Origin of the sequence: Hyphobacterium marinum (assembly GCF_036330325.1) — a bacterium.
GTDB lineage: Bacteria > Pseudomonadota > Alphaproteobacteria > Caulobacterales > Maricaulaceae > Hyphobacterium > Hyphobacterium marinum.
This window is the reverse complement of sequence record NZ_JAZDRO010000001.1, coordinates 57,755-75,215: the sequence shown is the minus strand read 5'-3', so window position 1 is coordinate 75,215 and position 17,461 is coordinate 57,755. Positions and strand designations below refer to the sequence as shown.

16 protein-coding genes are annotated in these 17,461 nt (G+C 61.5%); 9 read left to right on the top strand and 7 right to left on the bottom strand.

The genetic code is table 11. The features are described from left to right. Positions 1-89: 89 nt before the first annotated feature. Both V0U35_RS00300 and V0U35_RS00295 read left to right on the top strand, forming a co-directional pair. Positions 90-1,256 carry an NnrS family protein gene (locus V0U35_RS00300; RefSeq protein ID WP_330194641.1) on the top strand — a complete coding sequence of 389 codons (1,167 nt, stop codon included), beginning with the start codon at positions 90-92 and terminating at the stop codon, positions 1,254-1,256. A 234-nt stretch (positions 1,257-1,490) separates the two neighbouring features. Continuing rightward, positions 1,491-1,988: a hypothetical protein gene (locus V0U35_RS00295; RefSeq protein WP_330194639.1), complete on the top strand. Its 498-nt coding sequence runs from the start codon at positions 1,491-1,493 to the stop codon at positions 1,986-1,988. 37 nt (positions 1,989-2,025) lie between these two features. Here V0U35_RS00295 and V0U35_RS00290 read toward each other — a convergent pair whose 3' ends face one another. The 7 genes from V0U35_RS00290 to V0U35_RS00260 form a co-directional block, all read right to left on the bottom strand. Next, positions 2,026-2,403 (bottom strand): YbaN family protein, encoded by a 378-nt coding sequence (locus V0U35_RS00290; protein ID WP_330194637.1) that lies wholly within the window; start codon positions 2,401-2,403, stop codon positions 2,026-2,028. 37 nt (positions 2,404-2,440) lie between these two features. Further along, positions 2,441-3,631 (bottom strand): molybdopterin molybdotransferase MoeA, encoded by a 1,191-nt coding sequence (locus tag V0U35_RS00285; protein WP_330194635.1) that lies wholly within the window; start codon positions 3,629-3,631, stop codon positions 2,441-2,443. A 1-nt stretch (position 3,632) separates the two neighbouring features. After that, positions 3,633-4,148, bottom strand: a complete 516-nt coding sequence (locus tag V0U35_RS00280) for a molybdenum cofactor synthesis domain-containing protein (RefSeq protein WP_330194633.1) — start codon at positions 4,146-4,148, stop codon at positions 3,633-3,635. Continuing rightward, complete coding sequence (locus V0U35_RS00275; RefSeq protein WP_330194631.1) at positions 4,145-4,603, bottom strand: molybdopterin synthase catalytic subunit; 459 nt, start codon at positions 4,601-4,603, stop codon at positions 4,145-4,147. Before V0U35_RS00275 ends, V0U35_RS00280 begins: the two co-directional genes overlap by 4 nt. Beyond that, complete coding sequence (locus V0U35_RS00270; RefSeq protein WP_330194629.1) at positions 4,603-4,860, bottom strand: MoaD/ThiS family protein; 258 nt, start codon at positions 4,858-4,860, stop codon at positions 4,603-4,605. Before V0U35_RS00270 ends, V0U35_RS00275 begins: the two co-directional genes overlap by 1 nt. 2 nt (positions 4,861-4,862) lie before the next feature. Beyond that, entirely contained in the window at positions 4,863-5,882 is a 1,020-nt protein-coding gene (gene moaA, locus V0U35_RS00265) for a GTP 3',8-cyclase MoaA (RefSeq protein ID WP_330194627.1), read from the bottom strand. Between the two features lie 108 nt (positions 5,883-5,990). Further along, positions 5,991-6,689 (bottom strand): helix-turn-helix domain-containing protein, encoded by a 699-nt coding sequence (locus V0U35_RS00260; protein ID WP_330194625.1) that lies wholly within the window; start codon positions 6,687-6,689, stop codon positions 5,991-5,993. A 246-nt stretch (positions 6,690-6,935) separates the two neighbouring features. Between V0U35_RS00260 and V0U35_RS00255 the strand changes: the two genes are divergently transcribed. From V0U35_RS00255 to V0U35_RS00225, 7 genes are all read left to right on the top strand, one after another. Continuing rightward, entirely contained in the window at positions 6,936-8,261 is a 1,326-nt protein-coding gene (locus tag V0U35_RS00255) for an MFS transporter (RefSeq protein ID WP_330194623.1), read from the top strand. Between the two features lie 71 nt (positions 8,262-8,332). Beyond that, positions 8,333-9,940, top strand: a complete 1,608-nt coding sequence (locus tag V0U35_RS00250; protein ID WP_330194621.1) for an MFS transporter — start codon at positions 8,333-8,335, stop codon at positions 9,938-9,940. Between the two features lie 12 nt (positions 9,941-9,952). Then, entirely contained in the window at positions 9,953-13,690 is a 3,738-nt protein-coding gene (locus tag V0U35_RS00245; RefSeq protein WP_330194619.1) for a nitrate reductase subunit alpha, read from the top strand. Next, positions 13,687-15,213, top strand: coding sequence for a nitrate reductase subunit beta (narH, locus tag V0U35_RS00240; protein ID WP_330194618.1), 1,527 nt, complete (start codon positions 13,687-13,689; stop codon positions 15,211-15,213). Before V0U35_RS00245 ends, narH begins: the two co-directional genes overlap by 4 nt. Beyond that, positions 15,213-15,914 (top strand): nitrate reductase molybdenum cofactor assembly chaperone, encoded by a 702-nt coding sequence (gene narJ, locus V0U35_RS00235; RefSeq protein ID WP_330194616.1) that lies wholly within the window; start codon positions 15,213-15,215, stop codon positions 15,912-15,914. Before narH ends, narJ begins: the two co-directional genes overlap by 1 nt. Then, positions 15,911-16,615, top strand: a complete 705-nt coding sequence (gene narI / locus V0U35_RS00230) for a respiratory nitrate reductase subunit gamma (RefSeq protein ID WP_330194614.1) — start codon at positions 15,911-15,913, stop codon at positions 16,613-16,615. The genes narJ and narI overlap by 4 nt, the downstream gene beginning before the upstream one ends. Further along, positions 16,612-17,445, top strand: a complete 834-nt coding sequence (locus V0U35_RS00225) for a peptidylprolyl isomerase (RefSeq protein ID WP_330194612.1) — start codon at positions 16,612-16,614, stop codon at positions 17,443-17,445. Before narI ends, V0U35_RS00225 begins: the two co-directional genes overlap by 4 nt. The last annotated feature ends 16 nt before the right edge of the window (positions 17,446-17,461 follow it).

Here is a 17,461-nt window from a genome sequence, read left to right as displayed (position 1 = left end):
CGAGCATTCCGCGTGACAATGCGCCTCATTCAGGGGCCGTGAATTGTCGATACACTTGAGAATTGTCAATTCTGTGGATCGAATGCTCCATGACCCAGTCCATCGACCGTGGTGCCCTGCGCCGGTCCGCCCCGCCCATTCTGCAGAATGCATTCCGGCCGTTCTTTCTGGGTGGAGCCGCCTGGGCCGCTTTGCTCGTACCTCTGTGGGCGGCTGAATATCTCGGGTGGCTCGGCCCGTCGCAGGGCGTGGCAGGTCACGCCCACGAGATGCTCTACGCGGTCCTTGCAGCCATTGTCTGCGGGTTCGCCCTTACCGCAATCCCCAACTGGACCGGCCGTGCTCCTGTCGCCGGGCAGGGGCTCGCGGCGCTTTTTCTTGTCTGGCTGGCGGGGCGGTTGGCGTTCCTTGCAGGCGACGCGACCTGGCATGTCCTGATCGATGGCAGTTTTCTGGTCGTCCTGGCCCTCATCGTGTTTCGGGAAATCCTGTCGGGGAAGAACTGGCGCAACCTGCCGATCGCTGTGCTGATCACACTATTCGCAATATCCCATGCGGCCTTCCATCACCCGGATCTGCAGGCCGGCGCAATCCGCGCGACCTTTGGTGTCGCCGCCCTGCTGATCGCCCTGATTGGTGGACGTATCGTTCCGAGTTTCACGCGGAACTGGCTGGCCGCAAACGCGCATCCGGCCTCTCAGCGCATGCCGTCGCCTATGCAGGTCCTCGACAAGATGGCGCTCGGCTTGACTGCCGTCGCTATACTGGCCTGGGTCGGCTTCCCCGGCCATTGGGCAAACGGCATCCTGATGATCGGTGCCGGCACGGCCCAGCTGGTCCGTCTCGCGCGCTGGCAAGGCCTGACGACGTTGCGTGAACCCCTCGTCTGGTCGCTTCACGCAGGCTTTCTGTGGCTGTTCGTGGCGCTGGTTCTCATTGGTAGCTCGGCTGTCTGGCCGCAAGCCGTTCCGGCCGCTGCCGGTGTGCATGCTCTGGCCGCAGGCCTGATCGGAAGCATGACATTGGCCGTCATGACGCGCGCCAGCCTGGGCCATACCGGCCGCCCACGGACCGCCAACATCCTCACAACAGCGACTTATCTGCTGGTCCATGCAGGAGCAATCATTCGGGTGATCGCGGCATTCGCCTACAATGATCCGATCTGGCTTGGAGCCGCAGCGGGACTTTGGAGCGCGGCGTTCGGGCTTTTCGCTTTGGGGTATGCGCCCATGCTGATTTCGCCGCGCCGCGCCTGATCCCGACTGGCCTCGGCAGGCGCGGGCAGCTCACCTGTGCCGTTTGAACAAGTGGGCGAGCCTGCCCAACAGACGGGACGGTACCGCGCGTGGCGTTCCCCGCGCGACGATCAGTTCCAGCGAACAAGGGCATTCCCTTGATTGACAACCGGGCAGAGGAAAATCTGGAAGGTCTGCGAGGCCATATATGTCCCCATCGCAGTCAAGGCTGTCGACACAGGACGTTTCGCCGGCATGAAGCCGGACATGGAGATTCCGGGTGCTCCGATCATGACGCGCGCCCAGAGCCCGCAGCATTGTACAGCGGTGCCGCGTTTGCAGTTGGGCAAATATTTGCCGGACGAACTCGATGGCGGCCGACCCGCGCATGTCGAGCACGCTTTCGGAGAAGTCCGTCCCCAGCCCAATATGGCGGCCCAGGCCGAGTCGCCCTTTCTCTTCACGGTTCGCCGCGGCTCCACTGGTCAGAACACGTTCAACTGTCGGTTCGATCAGTATGACGTGCGCAACGTGGTCCACAGCATCGGACCGGAAAAGCCCGGACTGGCGGACATTCTCCAGGATCAGATCCCGAACCTGGCTGTCTGCGAATTCGCGTTCTTCCTCGGTAAGCAAGTGCCGAACCTCGGTCACCGGCTCGAAACCGGTCGAATGCGCGGCGACATTTTTCCGTGCCCGTTCAATCAGATTCATGGTGTCCGCCCCGGTTTTCCCCGTGGGAACCCTAACTGAGGCCGGTGCATTATTGATTAATATCAAGTCAAAGGCTTCAGCCTCTCCGGCGCTCTGGGGGAACGGGGCGGGACAGGATGAAGATCGCGCATGCCGACAGGACAGCCGCCTGGACCCAGATGGCGTGGATCGGCACTCCGAAGGCAACAGACAGGATCAGGACGGCTGCCAGCGAAGCGACACCGAGCACCTTGGCGCGCCGGTCTATGGCTCCGTACCGATTCCAGTTGGCAATCGCGGGGCCGAACAAGCGATGACCCACCAGCCAGGCATGCATCCGCCGCGATGAACGCGCGAAACCGTAAGCGGCGAGCAGAATGAATGGCGTTGTCGGTAACAGGGGCAGAAAAACACCGAGCGCCCCGAGCGCCAGAGCCAAGACCGCGACAAGGAACCAGATGCTGCGTACGGCCATCGCGCTCAGCCGCCTCTGGCAATCGCGACAGTCGCGGTCATTCCGGCCCCAGGGGAAGGTATTCGACCGTGTCACCGGCCTTGGCGGCCCCGGCGTTGGCGGGACGCCGGATCAGGGCATTTGACGCGGCCAGCGCTGACAGGGCCGAGGAATCCTGGTTCACCAGCGGACCGATCCGACCGGTTTCCGGGTCGATCCGCGCGCGCATCATGGTTTCGCGCGGACCATTGGCGGGCAGGGCGGCATTGAGGCGCGCCGTTCGGAAAATGGCGGGATCGTGAACCCCCAGGAGGCTGTCGAGCACAGGCTTCAGGCACAGGCGCGCCATCACCATTGCCGAGACCGGATTGCCGGGCAAACCAATAACTGGGGTGGCATCGAGGTGTCCGAACCAGGTCGGCTTGCCGGGCTTGATGGCGATTTTCTCGAAGACCAGCGTACCGCCGAGTTCGGCGAAGACGGACCGCAAATGGTCATGGTCGCCAACTGAAGCGCCGCCAATGGTGACGAGCAGATCGAGGTCACGGGTGTGGGCCAGGCCGGCGCGGACGTCCTCGGGGGTGTCACGCGCAATCCCGAGATACCGAGGGAGTCCACCCCATTCGGTCACCAGCCGGGCGATCCCCGGGGCCAGCGAGTTGATGATCTGGTCGGGACGGGCCGTCTCGCCGGCCTCGACGAGCTCGTCCCCGGTTGAGAGAATGCCGACGCGCGGCTGCCGGATGGCAGTCAGGTCGGCCAGTCCCGCGCTGGCAGCCAGTGAGATCGCGGTCGCGGAAATTCGCTGTCCTGCGTCGAGCAGTCGGTCGCCCCTTGTGAAATCGATACCGGCCCGGCGGATATGCGCGCCGGGCTGTCCCGGCTGCCCGGTGGTGATCTGCCCGTCCTGGCGCGCGCAATTCTCCTGGATGACGACCTGGTCAGCCCCAGCCGGCATCGGGGCACCGGTCGAAATCCGGAAGGCCTCGCCAGCCTCCAGCATGGTCTTGCTGGCATGACCGGCTGCAGACTCGCCCGCCAGCCGCAATGTGACCGAGGCACCGGTCAGGTCGGCGGACCGGACCGCATAGCCGTCCATGGCCGATGCGTCGAAAGGGGGCTGGGTGCGGGCGGCTACGACGGGCGCGGCGAGATAGCGTCCGCCCGCCTCACCGACCGGAACGGTCTCGTACGGCAATGCGCTCAGCCCGTCCCGGATTCGCAACAGGGCCTCGTCGAGCGTGAGCATGCTATTGCTCCGTGAGCCGCGGAATGAGTTCAACGAGGTTGCAGGGGCCATGGGTACGATCAAATTCATCGCGCAAGACATGATTCCAGGCGTCGCGGCAGCCGCCGGTCGAGCCGGGAATGGCAAAGATATAGGTGCCGCCGGCAATGCCCGCGATGGCGCGTGACTGGATGGTCGAGACGCCGACCGACCGGAAGCTGACCTGGTGAAACACGGCGGCGAACCCGTCCATCTCTTTGTCGAACAGGGGGCGGCACGCTTCCGGTGTCACATCGCGGCCCGTCAGACCGGTTCCGCCGGTCGCGATAATGGCGTGGATGTCCGGATGGGCAATCCAGCTTTTCAACCGGGACTGGATGTCCGGGATATGATCCGGGACGATGGCATGGTCGATGACCGCATGGCCGTCTGCGGTGATCTGCTCGCGCAGCCAGGGACCGGTCTTGTCGGTCTTGCTGTCGCGCGTGTCGGATACGGTCATGACGGCGAAACCGACCGTCGAGGGAATGCCGGTCATGTGTCTGTCTCCATCCATGTGGCAGCCTTTTCGTGGTCGTCCAGTGTTGGTTCCACCCAGTCGTACTTATCGCCGCGCCATTCGCGTTTCCAGAACGGTGCTTGCGTCTTCAGAACGTCGATCGCATAGCTGACGCAATCCAAAGCGGCGCGGCGATGCGGTGCTGCGCCGGCGATGTGGACTATCGGCTCTCCAACCGCCATCCGGCCATATCTGTGGGCGATCAGCAGATCTGCAACGCCAAAACGGTTCATCGCGGCCTTCGCAATGCGCTGGAGCGCAGCCGGGGTCAGGACGCGATGATGCAATAGCTCCAGTGCGGTTAGCGCGTCGCTGCTGCGAACCAGGCCAGTGAAAGTCGAGACCGCTCCCGAGTGCACGCCAGACTGCAAGCGGCGATTAAGCGCTTCGATATCCAGGCATTCGCCGGTCAGAACGATGTCAGACCTGGTCATCATCCGCCGGAAAAGGGCGAGAGAAACGCCACGCGGTCATGATCGTGCAGCATCAAGTTCTCAGCGGAGCTACAAAACTGGTCATTGATGGCGACGCGCAAATGCGGGTCGCGCAACGCCTCACCCGACTCCAGCAGCGGAACCAGCGTTTCAATCAGGGCGGGGATGGATTGGGGGCGCTCAACAAGCGTGAGTACGGTTGATGCTTGCCCCACCCGGTCTCTTAACGGACCAAAGAATTCCAAAGTTAGTTTCATGTTCACCCCCCGGTGCGCGCCATATCACGCGTGACGGGCGACTTTGCGCCGGGCGAGACGTCGAAATCATGCTGCAATGGTTTGGCGGACATAGCCTCGTCGAGCAGCGCATCGACCGCACCGGGCTCCTCATTGCGGACAGCATCGCGCAAATCGACGGACCCGTTCTTGCCCAGGCACATGTAAAGTTGGCCGGTACAGGTCAGTCTGACCCGGTTGCAGCCGGCGCAGAAATTCCCCGTCAGCGGTGAGATAAACCCCAGCCGTCCGCCGGTCTCTTCAATCCGGACATAGCGGGAAGGGCCGCCGGTCGTGTCCGGCAGATCGGTCAGCGTCCAACGCGCTTCGAGTGTTTCGCGAACTTCTGCCAGTGACAGGAATTGGGTGGCGCGATCCACCCCAATCTCGCCAACCGGCATGACCTCGATCAGCGAGAGATCGTGGCCCTGGCCATGCGCCCAGGCAATCAGATCAGGCAGGTGCCGATCGTTCGTGCCTCTCAGCGCGACAGTATTGATCTTGATGCGAAGTCCTGCCGCTTGAGCTGCGGCAATCCCGGACAGGGTTTTCTGGATGTCGCCGCCACGCGTAAGCGTCCGGAATGTCTCGGGCTCCAGCGTATCAAGGGAGATGTTGAGCCGCTCGATACCTGAGTCGGCGATCCGACCGGCGAACTTGTCCAGCTGGGTTGCATTCGTTGTCAGGCAGACTTCTTCCAGCCCAGTCTTGCCAAGCCTCGCACCGAGATTTTCAATCAGTGAGAGGACGTCCTTGCGAACAAGAGGTTCGCCGCCGGTCAGCCGGATCTTGGTCACACCACGGGCAATGAAGGCATCACAGAGAATGGTCAGTTCTTCAAGGGAGAGAAGCTCGGATCTGGGCAGAAAGTCCGGCCGGGCTTTCATACAGTAGACGCATCGCAGATCGCAGCGATCGGTGACGGACAGACGCAGATAGGTAATGCGGCGGCCGAACTGATCCACCAGCGGTGGCTTCTGGTCTATGTAAAAGGTGCGATCCAAGACCCATGTCCTGCGTTTTGTTCGTCTTGACAAACATCAATCGAGCCGCATTGCAAGTGACGTGAGGTCGCAGCGTCTGAAAAACCGAATGACAGGTCAGGAACGGTCTTAACTGCGCGGGTCGTCGATCAGCGGGTTGGGCTTGCTGATGGCCTCCAGAGCCGCACGGTCAAGGATTTCTATTCGGGCTCCGTCCATCATTATGCCGTGCGACTGGAGCGCACCGAATGCGCGCGACAGGTTTTCCGGCGTCATGCCCAGGATAGACGCGAGGTTTCGCTTTCCGAAGGGCAGTTCGACGATGTCGGCTTTACCGGACTTGTCGTGCAGACGGATGATGTAATTGCCGACGCGTTCGATAGCCGTCCGCAATTTTAGATTCTTCATCGATTTCACAACAGACCGGTAGCAACTCGCCAGCTCGGTCACGATCGCCCGGGCGAAGGCCGGGTCGTCCCCGAATACCGTTCGCACATTCGACGACGGAATCAGCAAGAGCTTTGACGGTTCGAGCGTGCGCGCCGCCATAAGATAAGGAGCGTCCTTGATGGTCGCAGCAAGAATGAAGGTCGAAACGGGCGCGACGATGGCCATCGAGGTTTCGCGGCCATGACTGGTCGAGAAAAGCTCGACGCTGCCTTCAAGGACAATGTAGAGGAAATCGGCTGTCTCCCCCTCACGGATCAAATCGACATGCGCGGGAAAGCGCTGGGCATAGGCGGCCATCATCAGCGAGTCGAACTTGTCAGCCTCGACGTCCGCGAATAGCCGCAGGCCCCGTATGATGTCCTTGTCCGTGTCGCGCATGCCGCCCCCCTATCTGGCGTGACGGCATGGCGATACTACACGTCTTGACATTCATCAACTAACTATTTGATTTGAAACAAACAAACAAACAAAAAAGTTTAATTACTGAACCAAAAATAGTGCCCCCCACAATTATTGCTGCGTTGCTTTGACGCGCGACAAGTGTAGCCATTCCAGATCAGGTTTCGATGTGCCACTCCTTTGCAAGTGGAATGAATCAAGCTGCTCAACGATCTGGGGGATCCGATGGCTGCACTCGACAACGTCACGCAGGGTCAACAGCGTCAGGCGCTGGGGATGAGCACCTTGGCCTTTACGGTCTGTTTTGCCGTCTGGACGATATTTTCCATCATAGGCGTCCGCATCAAAGCCGAGTTGGGCCTGTCGGAAACACAGTTCGGCTTGCTTGTTGCGACGCCGGTTCTGACTGGATCCATCAGCCGCATATTCCTCGGCATCCTGGCTGAGAAATATGGCGGGCGGATCATGTTCCCGATCCAGATGGTCACGACTGCGGTCGCGGCCTTTCTCCTGTCCATGGCATCGACTTACCCGATGTTCCTGATCGCGGCCCTGGGTGTCGGTCTTGCCGGCGGGTCCTTCATCATCGGCATAGCCTATGTCTCGCGATGGTATGACGCCCGTTCGCAAGGAACCGCGCTGGGCATTTTCGGCGTCGGCAATATGGGGGCGGCGGTTACCAATTTCGGGGCTCCGTTTCTGGTAGTGGCCTTCGGCTGGCAGCAAACCGCCCAGATCTACGCCGGTGCCCTTCTGTTGATGGCGGCCATCTACTGGCTGTTCACCAAGGATGATCCGGTTCTGGTCGAGCAGCGCCGGACCGGCGCGAAGAGTCCGTCGGCCCTGATGCAGCTTGAGCCGCTCAAGAATCCTCAGGTCTGGCGTTTCGCAACCTACTACTTCTTTGTGTTCGGGGCTTTTGTGGCGCTCGCCTCCTGGCTGCCGCGCTACTATGTCGGGGCATACGATCTCGACTTGCAGACCGCCGGAATGCTGGCGGCGGCCTACTCGCTGCCAGCGTCGATCTTCCGGGCGCTGGGCGGCTGGATGTCGGATAAGTGGGGTGCGCGGTTTGTGATGTATCTCACATTCCTGGTGTCACTCGTCTGTCTGTTCATCCTGAGCTATCCCGAAACGCGCTATATCGTCAGCGGAATCGACGGTCCGATCGAGTTCAGCTTTGGAATTGGCGTGCCGCTCTTCGCGGTCCTGACCATCGGCCTCGGCTTTGTGATGTCGCTCGGCAAGGCCGCCGTCTACAAGCACATCCCGGTCTACTATCCGCACCACGTCGGTGCCGTGGGCGGGCTCGTCGGCATGATCGGCGGCCTGGGCGGTTTCATCCTTCCGATCAGCTTCGGCATCATGAACGACCTGACGGGCGTCTGGACCAGCTGCTTCATGCTGATGTTCCTCATCGTGCTCGTCTCGACCGTCTGGATGCATGTCGCCATCCGGCGGATGGAGCGCCGCAAATACCCGCAACTTGCTGACGAGACACACCTCAGTGATGTCCCCGACGGGCCGCTTGCGGCACCGGGAACCCACTGAGTCAGGGCCGTGGTGACGCAACTCCCCTCCGCGGTGTCACCACGGCATCCCTGCTGAACAGGATAACGGACATGGCCAAAGACCTTCACAACTGGAACCCCGAAGATGCGGGGCAGTGGCAAGAGACCGGCAAGGCAATCGCGAACCGGAATCTCTGGATCTCGATCCCCGCCCTGCTGTGCGGCTTCGCCGTCTGGCTCTACTGGGGCATCATCACGGTCCAGATGATCAATCTGAACTACGGCTTCAGCCAGGCTGAGCTCTTCACGCTGACGGCGATCGCCGGCCTGTCCGGTGCGACTTTGCGGATCCCCTCGACCTTCTTCATCCGCCTCGCAGGCGGCCGCAACACGATCTTTTTCACAACGGCCCTGCTTCTGCTGCCGTCCGCCGGCACGGCCATCATTTTGCAGAATCCGGACACGCCACTCTGGCAGTTCCAGCTGATGGCGCTGTTGTCGGGTTTCGGTGGCGGCAACTTCGCCAGTTCTATGTCGAATATCAGCTTCTTCTTCCCCAAGAAGGTGCAGGGCTACTCGCTCGGCATGAATGCAGGGCTGGGCAATTTCGGCGTCACCACGATGCAGATTCTCATCCCGCTTGTGATGACGGTCGGCATTTTCGGCGGCACGTCGATGATCCTGCAGAACACGTCGGGCACACTGATCGGACGCATACCGGCGGGTACCGAAACCTTCCTGCACAATGCCGGCTTCGTCTGGGTCGCGATCCTCGTTCCGGTCGTGCTGGCGACCTGGTTTGGCATGAACAATATTCGCGACGAACACGTCTCGCCCAATATTGGATCGCCGCTCGTCGCCTTCGGTAAGATCGCTGGCATGCTCTCGATTGGTCTGGTCATGGCGGCCGCAGGTCTGTGGCTGATGTTGCCCGCGGAAGCCAACGGCTCGGGCTGGGGCCTCTCGAAATGGCTGGTCCTGCCCGCTGTCATTGCTGCCACGGTGTTCGCCCTGAAAGCCATTCCCGGCGCGATCCGGAAGAGCCTTGATCGCCAGTACCGGATATTCCGGAACAAGCACACATGGGCAATGACCGTCATCTACACGATGACCTTCGGCTCGTTCATCGGGTATGCGGCCGCCTTCGGCCTCGCGATCAAGGTCATCTTCGGCTTCCAGCACTTGATGGTCGACGGCGTGATGACCCACGACACGATCAACACGAACGGACCCAGCGCATTGATGTTTGCCTGGACCGGTCCGTTTATCGGCGCGCTGATCCGTCCGATCGGCGGCAAGCTGGCTGACAAGTTCGGCGGCGCGCTTGTGACCCAGATCATTTCTGTGGTCATGGTGGTCTGCGCGCTGGGCGTCGCCTGGTTCATGAAGCAGGCCTACAGCTCGGCAACGCCGGAAGAGTATTTCCTGCCCTTCCTCGTCCTCTTCCTTATCCTGTTCGCGGCGTCGGGGATCGGAAACGGATCCACGTTCCGCACGATCGCCATGGTTTTCGATCGGGAACAGGCTGGTCCGGTCCTGGGCTGGACTTCAGCGGTCGCCGCCTATGGGGCCTTCATCATCCCGCAGGTCTTTGGCGAGCAGATCCGCGCCACCACGCCGGAATACGCCCTGATCGGCTTTGCCATTTTCTATGCCGTCTGCATTGCCATCAACTGGTGGTTCTACCTGCGCCCCGGCGCTGACGTGAAAAACCCGTAAAGGATTGTCATCATGAGTCATCTTCTCGACCGCCTGACCTTTTTCACGCGCAAGACAGAGCGGTTTTCAAACGGCCACGGCATCACCACAACCGAAGACCGGAAGTGGGAGGATTCCTACCGGAAGCGCTGGCAACACGACAAGATTGTCCGTTCGACACACGGGGTGAACTGCACCGGCTCGTGCAGCTGGAAGATCTACGTCAAGGGCGGTCTGGTGACCTGGGAAACCCAGCAGACCGACTACCCGCGGACCCGGCCCGACCTGCCCAACCATGAGCCGCGCGGGTGCTCGCGCGGCGCGAGCTATTCCTGGTACATGTATTCAGGCAACCGCCTGAAATACCCGCTGATCCGCTCACGCCTGCTCAAGGCCTGGCGCAAGGCGCGGGAAACCCGGACGCCGATGGCGGCCTGGCGGTCGATCCAGTCCGATCCGATTGTCCGTACATCCTATGTTTCCAAGCGCGGCAGCGGCGGGTTCGTGCGCGCGACCTGGGACGAGGTCAACGAGATCATTGCTGCGGCCAATGCCTATACTGCGAAGGAATACGGTCCCGATCGTGTCTTCGGATTCTCACCGATCCCGGCCATGTCGATGGTCTCCTATGCAGCCGGATCGCGCTATCTCTCGCTGCTCGGCGGCGTCTGCATGTCCTTTTATGACTGGTATTGCGACCTGCCGCCGGCCAGCCCGCAGACTTGGGGAGAGCAGACCGACGTCCCGGAATCGGCCGACTGGTACAATGCCGGTTTCCTGCTGATCTGGGGCTCGAATGTCCCGCAGACGCGGACGCCGGACGCGCACTTCTATACCGAGGCGCGCTATCGCGGCACCAAGAGCGCGGTGATCTGCCCGGATTATTCCGAAGCGGCGAAATTCGGCGATATCTGGCTCAATCCCAAGCAGGGCACCGATGCCGCCCTCGCCATGGCGATGGGGCACGTGATCCTGCGCGAATACCATCTCGACCGGCAGGCTCCTTATTTCGAGCGCTATGCGCGCGAAAATACCGACATGCCCAACCTGGTTCGCCTGGAAGAAAAGGACGGGCGCCTGGTGCCGGGACGGCTCGTGCGGGCGTCCGATTTTTCCGACGGGCTGGGTGAAGACAACAATCCGGACTGGAAGACGATCGCCTATGACCGCAGGACCAGCCGCTATGTCGCGCCGCGCGGCTCGATCGGCTTTCGCTGGGGCGAGAAGGGCAAATGGAATCTCGAGCAGAAGGACGGTGCTGGCGAAGAGGTTGAGCTCGAACTCTCCTTCATCCTCGACGACCGGCATGATGAGGTCGTTGATGTGGCCTTTCCCTATTTCGGGAACAAGCACCATGACCATTTCTCCGGAACCGATCACCCCGATCTGCTGATGCGCAAGCTGCCGGCCCGACGCGTGGCACTGGCCGATGGCGATGCGCTGGTCGTGACGGTGTTTGATTTGTTGTGCGCGAACTACGGCCTCGATCGCGGACTGGGCGGCGACCACCTGGCGTCGGGCTACGACGATGTTGAGCCCTACACGCCGGCCTGGGCCGAAAAGATCACTGGTGTCGATCACAAGAAGATCATCGCCACGGCGCGGGCATTTGCGACCAATGCCGAGAAGACCGAAGGCAAGTCCATGGTCATTCTCGGGGCGGGCCTGAACCACTGGTACCACATGGACATGAATTACCGCGGCATCATCAATCTGCTGGTGATGTGCGGGTGTATCGGTCAGTCAGGCGGCGGCTGGGCGCACTATGTCGGCCAGGAAAAACTGCGGCCGCAGACAGGCTGGCAACCACTGGCCTTTGCGCTCGACTGGAACCGGCCACCCCGTCACCAGAATTCGACCTCATGCTGGTATGCGCATACCGACCAGTGGCGTTACGAGACGCTGGATGTCACCGAGATCGTGTCGCCCACCGCGCCCGCAGGTGACTGGTCGGGCGCGATGATCGACTGGAATGTGCGCGCCGAGCGCATGGGCTGGCTGCCGTCCGCGCCGCAATTGCAGACCAATCCGCTGGACATTGCCAAGGCTGCGAAGGCGGCCGGCAAGGACCCCAAGGACTATGTCGTCGAAAGTCTGTCATCGGGCGCGATGCGGATGTCGTGCGAGGACCCGGACAATCCGGCGAACTGGCCGCGCAATCTCTTTGTCTGGCGCTCAAACCTTCTGGGGTCGTCTGGCAAGGGGCACGAATACTTTCTCAAGCACCTGGTCGGTGCTCGCCATGGTGTCATGAGTGCGGAAGCTGACCCCGAGCATCGCCCGTCTGAAGTCGACTGGCACGATGAAGCACCGGAAGGAAAGCTGGATCTCCTCGTCACGATCGATTTCCGCATGTCAACGACCTGCGTCTATTCCGACATCGTGCTCCCGACCGCGACCTGGTACGAGAAGAACGACCTCAACACGTCGGACATGCATCCCTTCATCCACCCCCTGACGGCCGCGGTGGACCCGGCCTGGGAAGCGCGCAGCGACTGGGACATTTTCAAGGGCCTGGCCCGCAAGCTGTCGGAGATCGCACCCGAGGAACTGGGTACCGAAATAGATGTCGTCCTGACGCCAATCCTGCATGACACGCCGGGAGAGATTGCCCAGCCTTTCGACGTCAAGGACTGGCGCAAGGGCGAGACCGATCCGGTTCCGGGCAAGACCATGCCCCAGATCGCCGTGGTCGAGCGCAACTATGCGGATATCTACCGCAAGTTTACCTCGCTCGGTCCGCTAATGAATTCACTTGGCAATGGCGGCAAGGGGATCAATTGGAACACCGACCATGAGGTCGAGAACCTGGCCGCGCTCAATGGTGTGGTGCTCGAAGAGGGGGTGTCCAAGGGACGACCCAAAATCGAGACCGCCATCGATGCGGCGGAAACCATCCTCATGCTGGCCCCGGAGACCAATGGCGAAGTGGCCGTGAAGGCATGGGATGCCTTGTCGAAGAATACCGGGCGCGATCACACCCATCTGGCACTGCCCAAGGAAGACGAGAAGATCCGGTTCCGTGATGTCGTGGCGCAACCGCGAAAGATCATTTCGTCACCGACTTGGTCGGGCATCGAAAGCGAGAAGGTCTGCTACAATGCCGGTTACACGAATGTGCACGAGCGTATTCCGTGGCGGACACTGACCGGGCGGCAGCAACTCTACCAGGATCACAAATGGATGCTGGTGTTCGGCGAGGGCCTGTGCGTCTACCGGCCGCCAATCGATACGGCGACCATTGCGCCGGTGATCGATTCCAAGCCCAACGGCAACAAGCAGGTCGTGCTGAATTTCATCACGCCGCACCAGAAGTGGGGAATCCACTCCACCTATACCGACAATCTCCTGATGCTGACCCTGTCGCGGGGCGGCCCGATCGTCTGGCTCTCCGAAGAGGACGCTGAAGCGGCCGGCATTGTCGATAACGACTGGGTGGAAGCCTACAATTCGAATGGTGCCCTGGTGGCCCGGGCGGTCGTCTCGCAGCGGATCAAGTCCGGTACGCTGTTCATGTATCACGCCCAGGAAAAGATCGTGAATGTGCCGGGGTCCGAAATGACCGGTCAGCGCGGTGGCATCCACAATTCCGTGACGCGCGCAACGCTGAAGCCGACCCACATGATTGGCGGGTACGCGCAGCAATCCTACGGGTTCAACTATTACGGCACGGTCGGATCGAACCGCGATGAATTCGTGGTCGTCCGGAAGATGGACAAGGTGGACTGGCTGGAAGGCCCGGCTGATGACGCCATGGAGGCAGCAGAATGAAGATCCGCGCGCAAATCGGCAAAGTCCTCAATCTCGACAAGTGCATCGGCTGCCACACCTGTTCGGTGACCTGCAAGAACGTCTGGACCAGCCGCGAAGGTGTTGAATACGCCTGGTTCAACAATGTCGAGACCAAGCCCGGGGTTGGCTATCCGAAGGACTGGGAAAACCAGGGCCGCTGGAATGGCGGCTGGAAACGGTCCGGCAATGGCAGCCTTCACCCAAAGATGGGATCGAAATGGCGGATCCTGGCGAAGATTTTTGCCAATCCCGACCTGCCCCAGATCGACGACTATTACGAGCCCTTCACCTTCGATTACGGCCATCTTCAAACGGCCGGGGAGTCGAAAGCCTTCCCCACGGCCCGTCCGCGCTCACTGATTTCCGGGGAGCGCATGGAAAAGATCGAATGGGGTCCGAACTGGGAGGAAATCCTGGGCGGCGAATTCTCCAAGCGCTCCGAAGACTACAATTTCGAAGGTGTCCAGAAGGAGATCTACGGCCAGTTCGAAAACACCTTCATGATGTACCTGCCGCGCCTGTGCGAGCATTGCCTGAACCCGACCTGTGCGGCGGCCTGTCCGTCGGGAGCGATCTACAAGCGGGACGAGGACGGTATTGTTCTCATCGACCAGGAGAAGTGCCGCGGCTGGCGCATGTGCGTGTCGGGCTGCCCCTACAAGAAGATCTATTTCAACTGGTCGAGCGGCAAGTCCGAGAAGTGCACCTTCTGCTATCCGCGGATCGAGGCCGGCCAGCCGACCGTGTGTTCGGAAACCTGCGTGGGCCGAATCCGCTATCTCGGCGTGATGCTCTACGATGCGGACCGTATCGAGGAGGCCGCGTCGGTCGAGAATGAGCAGGACCTCTACCAGGCCCAGCTCGACATCTTCCTCGATCCGAACGACCCGGAAATCCAGGAACAGGCCCGCAAGGACGGCGTGCCAGATGCATGGATCGAGGCCGCCAAGCAATCGCCGGTCTACAAGATGGCCATCGACTGGAAGGTGGCGTTCCCGCTACACCCCGAATACCGGACCCTGCCCATGGTCTGGTATGTCCCGCCGCTCTCGCCGATCAAGAATGCCGCCGAGACCGGTGCCATCGAATCCGACAACGGCATGCCCGACGTCCGGTCGCTGCGCATTCCGCTGCGCTATCTCGCCAACCTCCTGACGGCGGGTGATGAAGCACCGGTGGCGGTGGCGCTCGAGCGGATGCTGGCGATGCGGGCCTATATGCGCGCCAAGACCGTCGACGGCGTGGTGGATCCCTCCATCGCCGAAGCGGTCGGTCTCGATCAGGCCCTGATCGAGGACATGTATCAGATCATGGCCATCGCGAATTATGAGGACCGCTTCGTCATCCCGACCTCGCACCGGGAAGAGGCCGAAGAGGCTTTCGATATCCGCGGCGAATGCGGGTTCAGCTTTGGCAACGGATGTTCGGATGGGTCGAGCAAGACGTCGTTGTTCGGCGGACCGCGCCGCCGGGCCCAGGTTACACCGATGGAGCGCAGCTGATGACTAAGACCTTCAAGGTACTTGCCGCACTCCTGTGCTACCCGACACGGGAAATCTGTGACGCGGCCCGGGATTTCCGGGGCGTGCTCAACGAGGAGGGGCTCGTTGCCGGGCCGGATCTGACCGCGCTCGGCGAGCTGGCGGCCGAGCTGTCCGAACGGGACCTCTATGCCTTGCAGGAACGCTATGTCGAGCTGTTCGACCGGTCGCGTTCCCTGTCGCTCCACCTGTTTGAACACGTCCATGGTGAAAGCCGCGATCGCGGACAGGCCATGGTCGATCTCAAGGCGCTGTACGAGCAGTCCGGGCTGGAACCGCCGGCCAACGAATTGCCGGATTTTCTGCCGCTTTTCCTCGAATATCTTTCGACGCAGGAACTGGCAGACGCCCGGGCGCTTCTGGGCGAGGCGGTGCACGTTCTCGATGCCCTCGCCGACCGGCTTCGCAAGCGCGAAAGCGTTTACGCATCGGTTTTCGGTGCGCTGGGTCAGATCGCCGACCGGCATGCCGCCCTTGATGACGCCGAGGTGGAAACACCGGCCGAGGAGGACCAGTCGCTCGAGGCCATCGACAAGGCCTGGGAGGAAGAACAGGTCATCTTCGGTCCCGATCCCAATGCCGGCTGCCCGGTCGCCAAGGACATGCTCAGCCAGATGGCGGTGCCGCCTGCCACAAATCCATCGAAAGGAGACCGGCCATGACCGAGTTCCTGCACAATTTCGTCTTCGGCATCTATCCCTATATCGCCATCGCCGTGCTCATCGTCGGGTCGATCATCCGCTATGACCGCGAGCCCTACAGCTGGCGGGCCGGGTCAAGCCAGCTTTTGCGCCGCCGCCAACTCGTGATTGGCTCTGTACTGTTCCATATCGGCGTGCTGCTGGTCTTCATGGGGCATTTCGTTGGCTTGCTGACGCCCATCGAACTGTTCGACTGGATGGGGGTCAGCCACCCCTTCAAGCAGATGGTGGCCATTGTGGTGGGCGGGTCGGCTGGTCTGGTCGGCTTCATCGGCGCAACCATTCTGATCCACCGGCGTCTGACCGATTCGAGAATCCGGTCGACAACCAGCTTCTGGGACATGGGCATCATTCTGCTGCTCTGGGCCCAGCTCCTGCTTGGTCTCGGGACCATCGGTGCATCGATGGAGCATCTCGACGGCGCGGAAATGGTCCGTTTCATGGCTTGGGCACAAGCCATTTTCAAATTCGATTTCGCCGCGGCGTCCTATGTCGAGGGCGCACACTGGATCTATCAGCTCCACATTTTCCTCGGCCTGACGATCTTCCTCGTCTTTCCCTTCACGCGGCTGGTCCACATGTTCTCCGCGCCGGTCCGCTATGTCTTCCGGAGCGGCTATCAGGTCGTCCGCCGCCGGGCCCCCAAGGGAGCGGGCAAATGAGTACCGCGACCCTGATATCGAATGCGCCCGAAAAAGCCGTTCCGGTCACCGTCAATGATGTGACGATCCCGGCACAGGACATCGCGGCCGAAGCGCAGAACCACAGCGCAGATCGTCCTGAGAAAGCGTGGGAGGCCGCGGCCGAGGCCCTGGTGATCCGGGAAGCCCTGCTGCAAAAGGCCCGGGCCATTGGCCTGTCGCCGCAGCCGGCCAAGGACGACTCTGGGCGGTCGGAACCCGACGCCGATGCATTGATCCGGCAATTGCTGGAGTCGGAAGTCTCGGTGCCGGAGCCTGATAAAGACTCCAGCCGGCGCTTCTTTGAAAACAACCAGTCGCGTTTCCGTTCGCCGGACCTCTTCGAGGCGTCCCATATCCTGCTGCAGGCCGACAAGCGCGATGCGCTGGCCTATGCCCGCGCCCGCCGCGAAGCCGAAGCCCTGATCGAAGCCCTGAAAGACAAGCCGGGCCAGTTCGAGCGCATGGCACGCGACCGGTCAGATTGTCCGTCTGCCAGCGAAGGCGGCCGGCTCGGTCAGATCACACAGGGACAAACCACTCCGCTGTTCGAGGCGGCCCTCAAGGCGATGAAGCCGGGCGACATCACCACCACGCCGGTCGAAACACCCTACGGCTTCCACATCATCCGGCTGGAGCATGTGGCCCGGGGTTCGGTGCCGGATTTCGACACGGCCCGCCCGCTCGTCGACGAATTCCTGCGTGACGCCAGCTGGCGCCGCGCCGTTTCCCAATTCATCTCGCTGGTGCTGGGAGAGGCCCGCATCACCGGGGTCAAACTGAAAGGCGCGTCTTCGCCACTGGTCCAGTAGCGGCGGCACGTGAAAG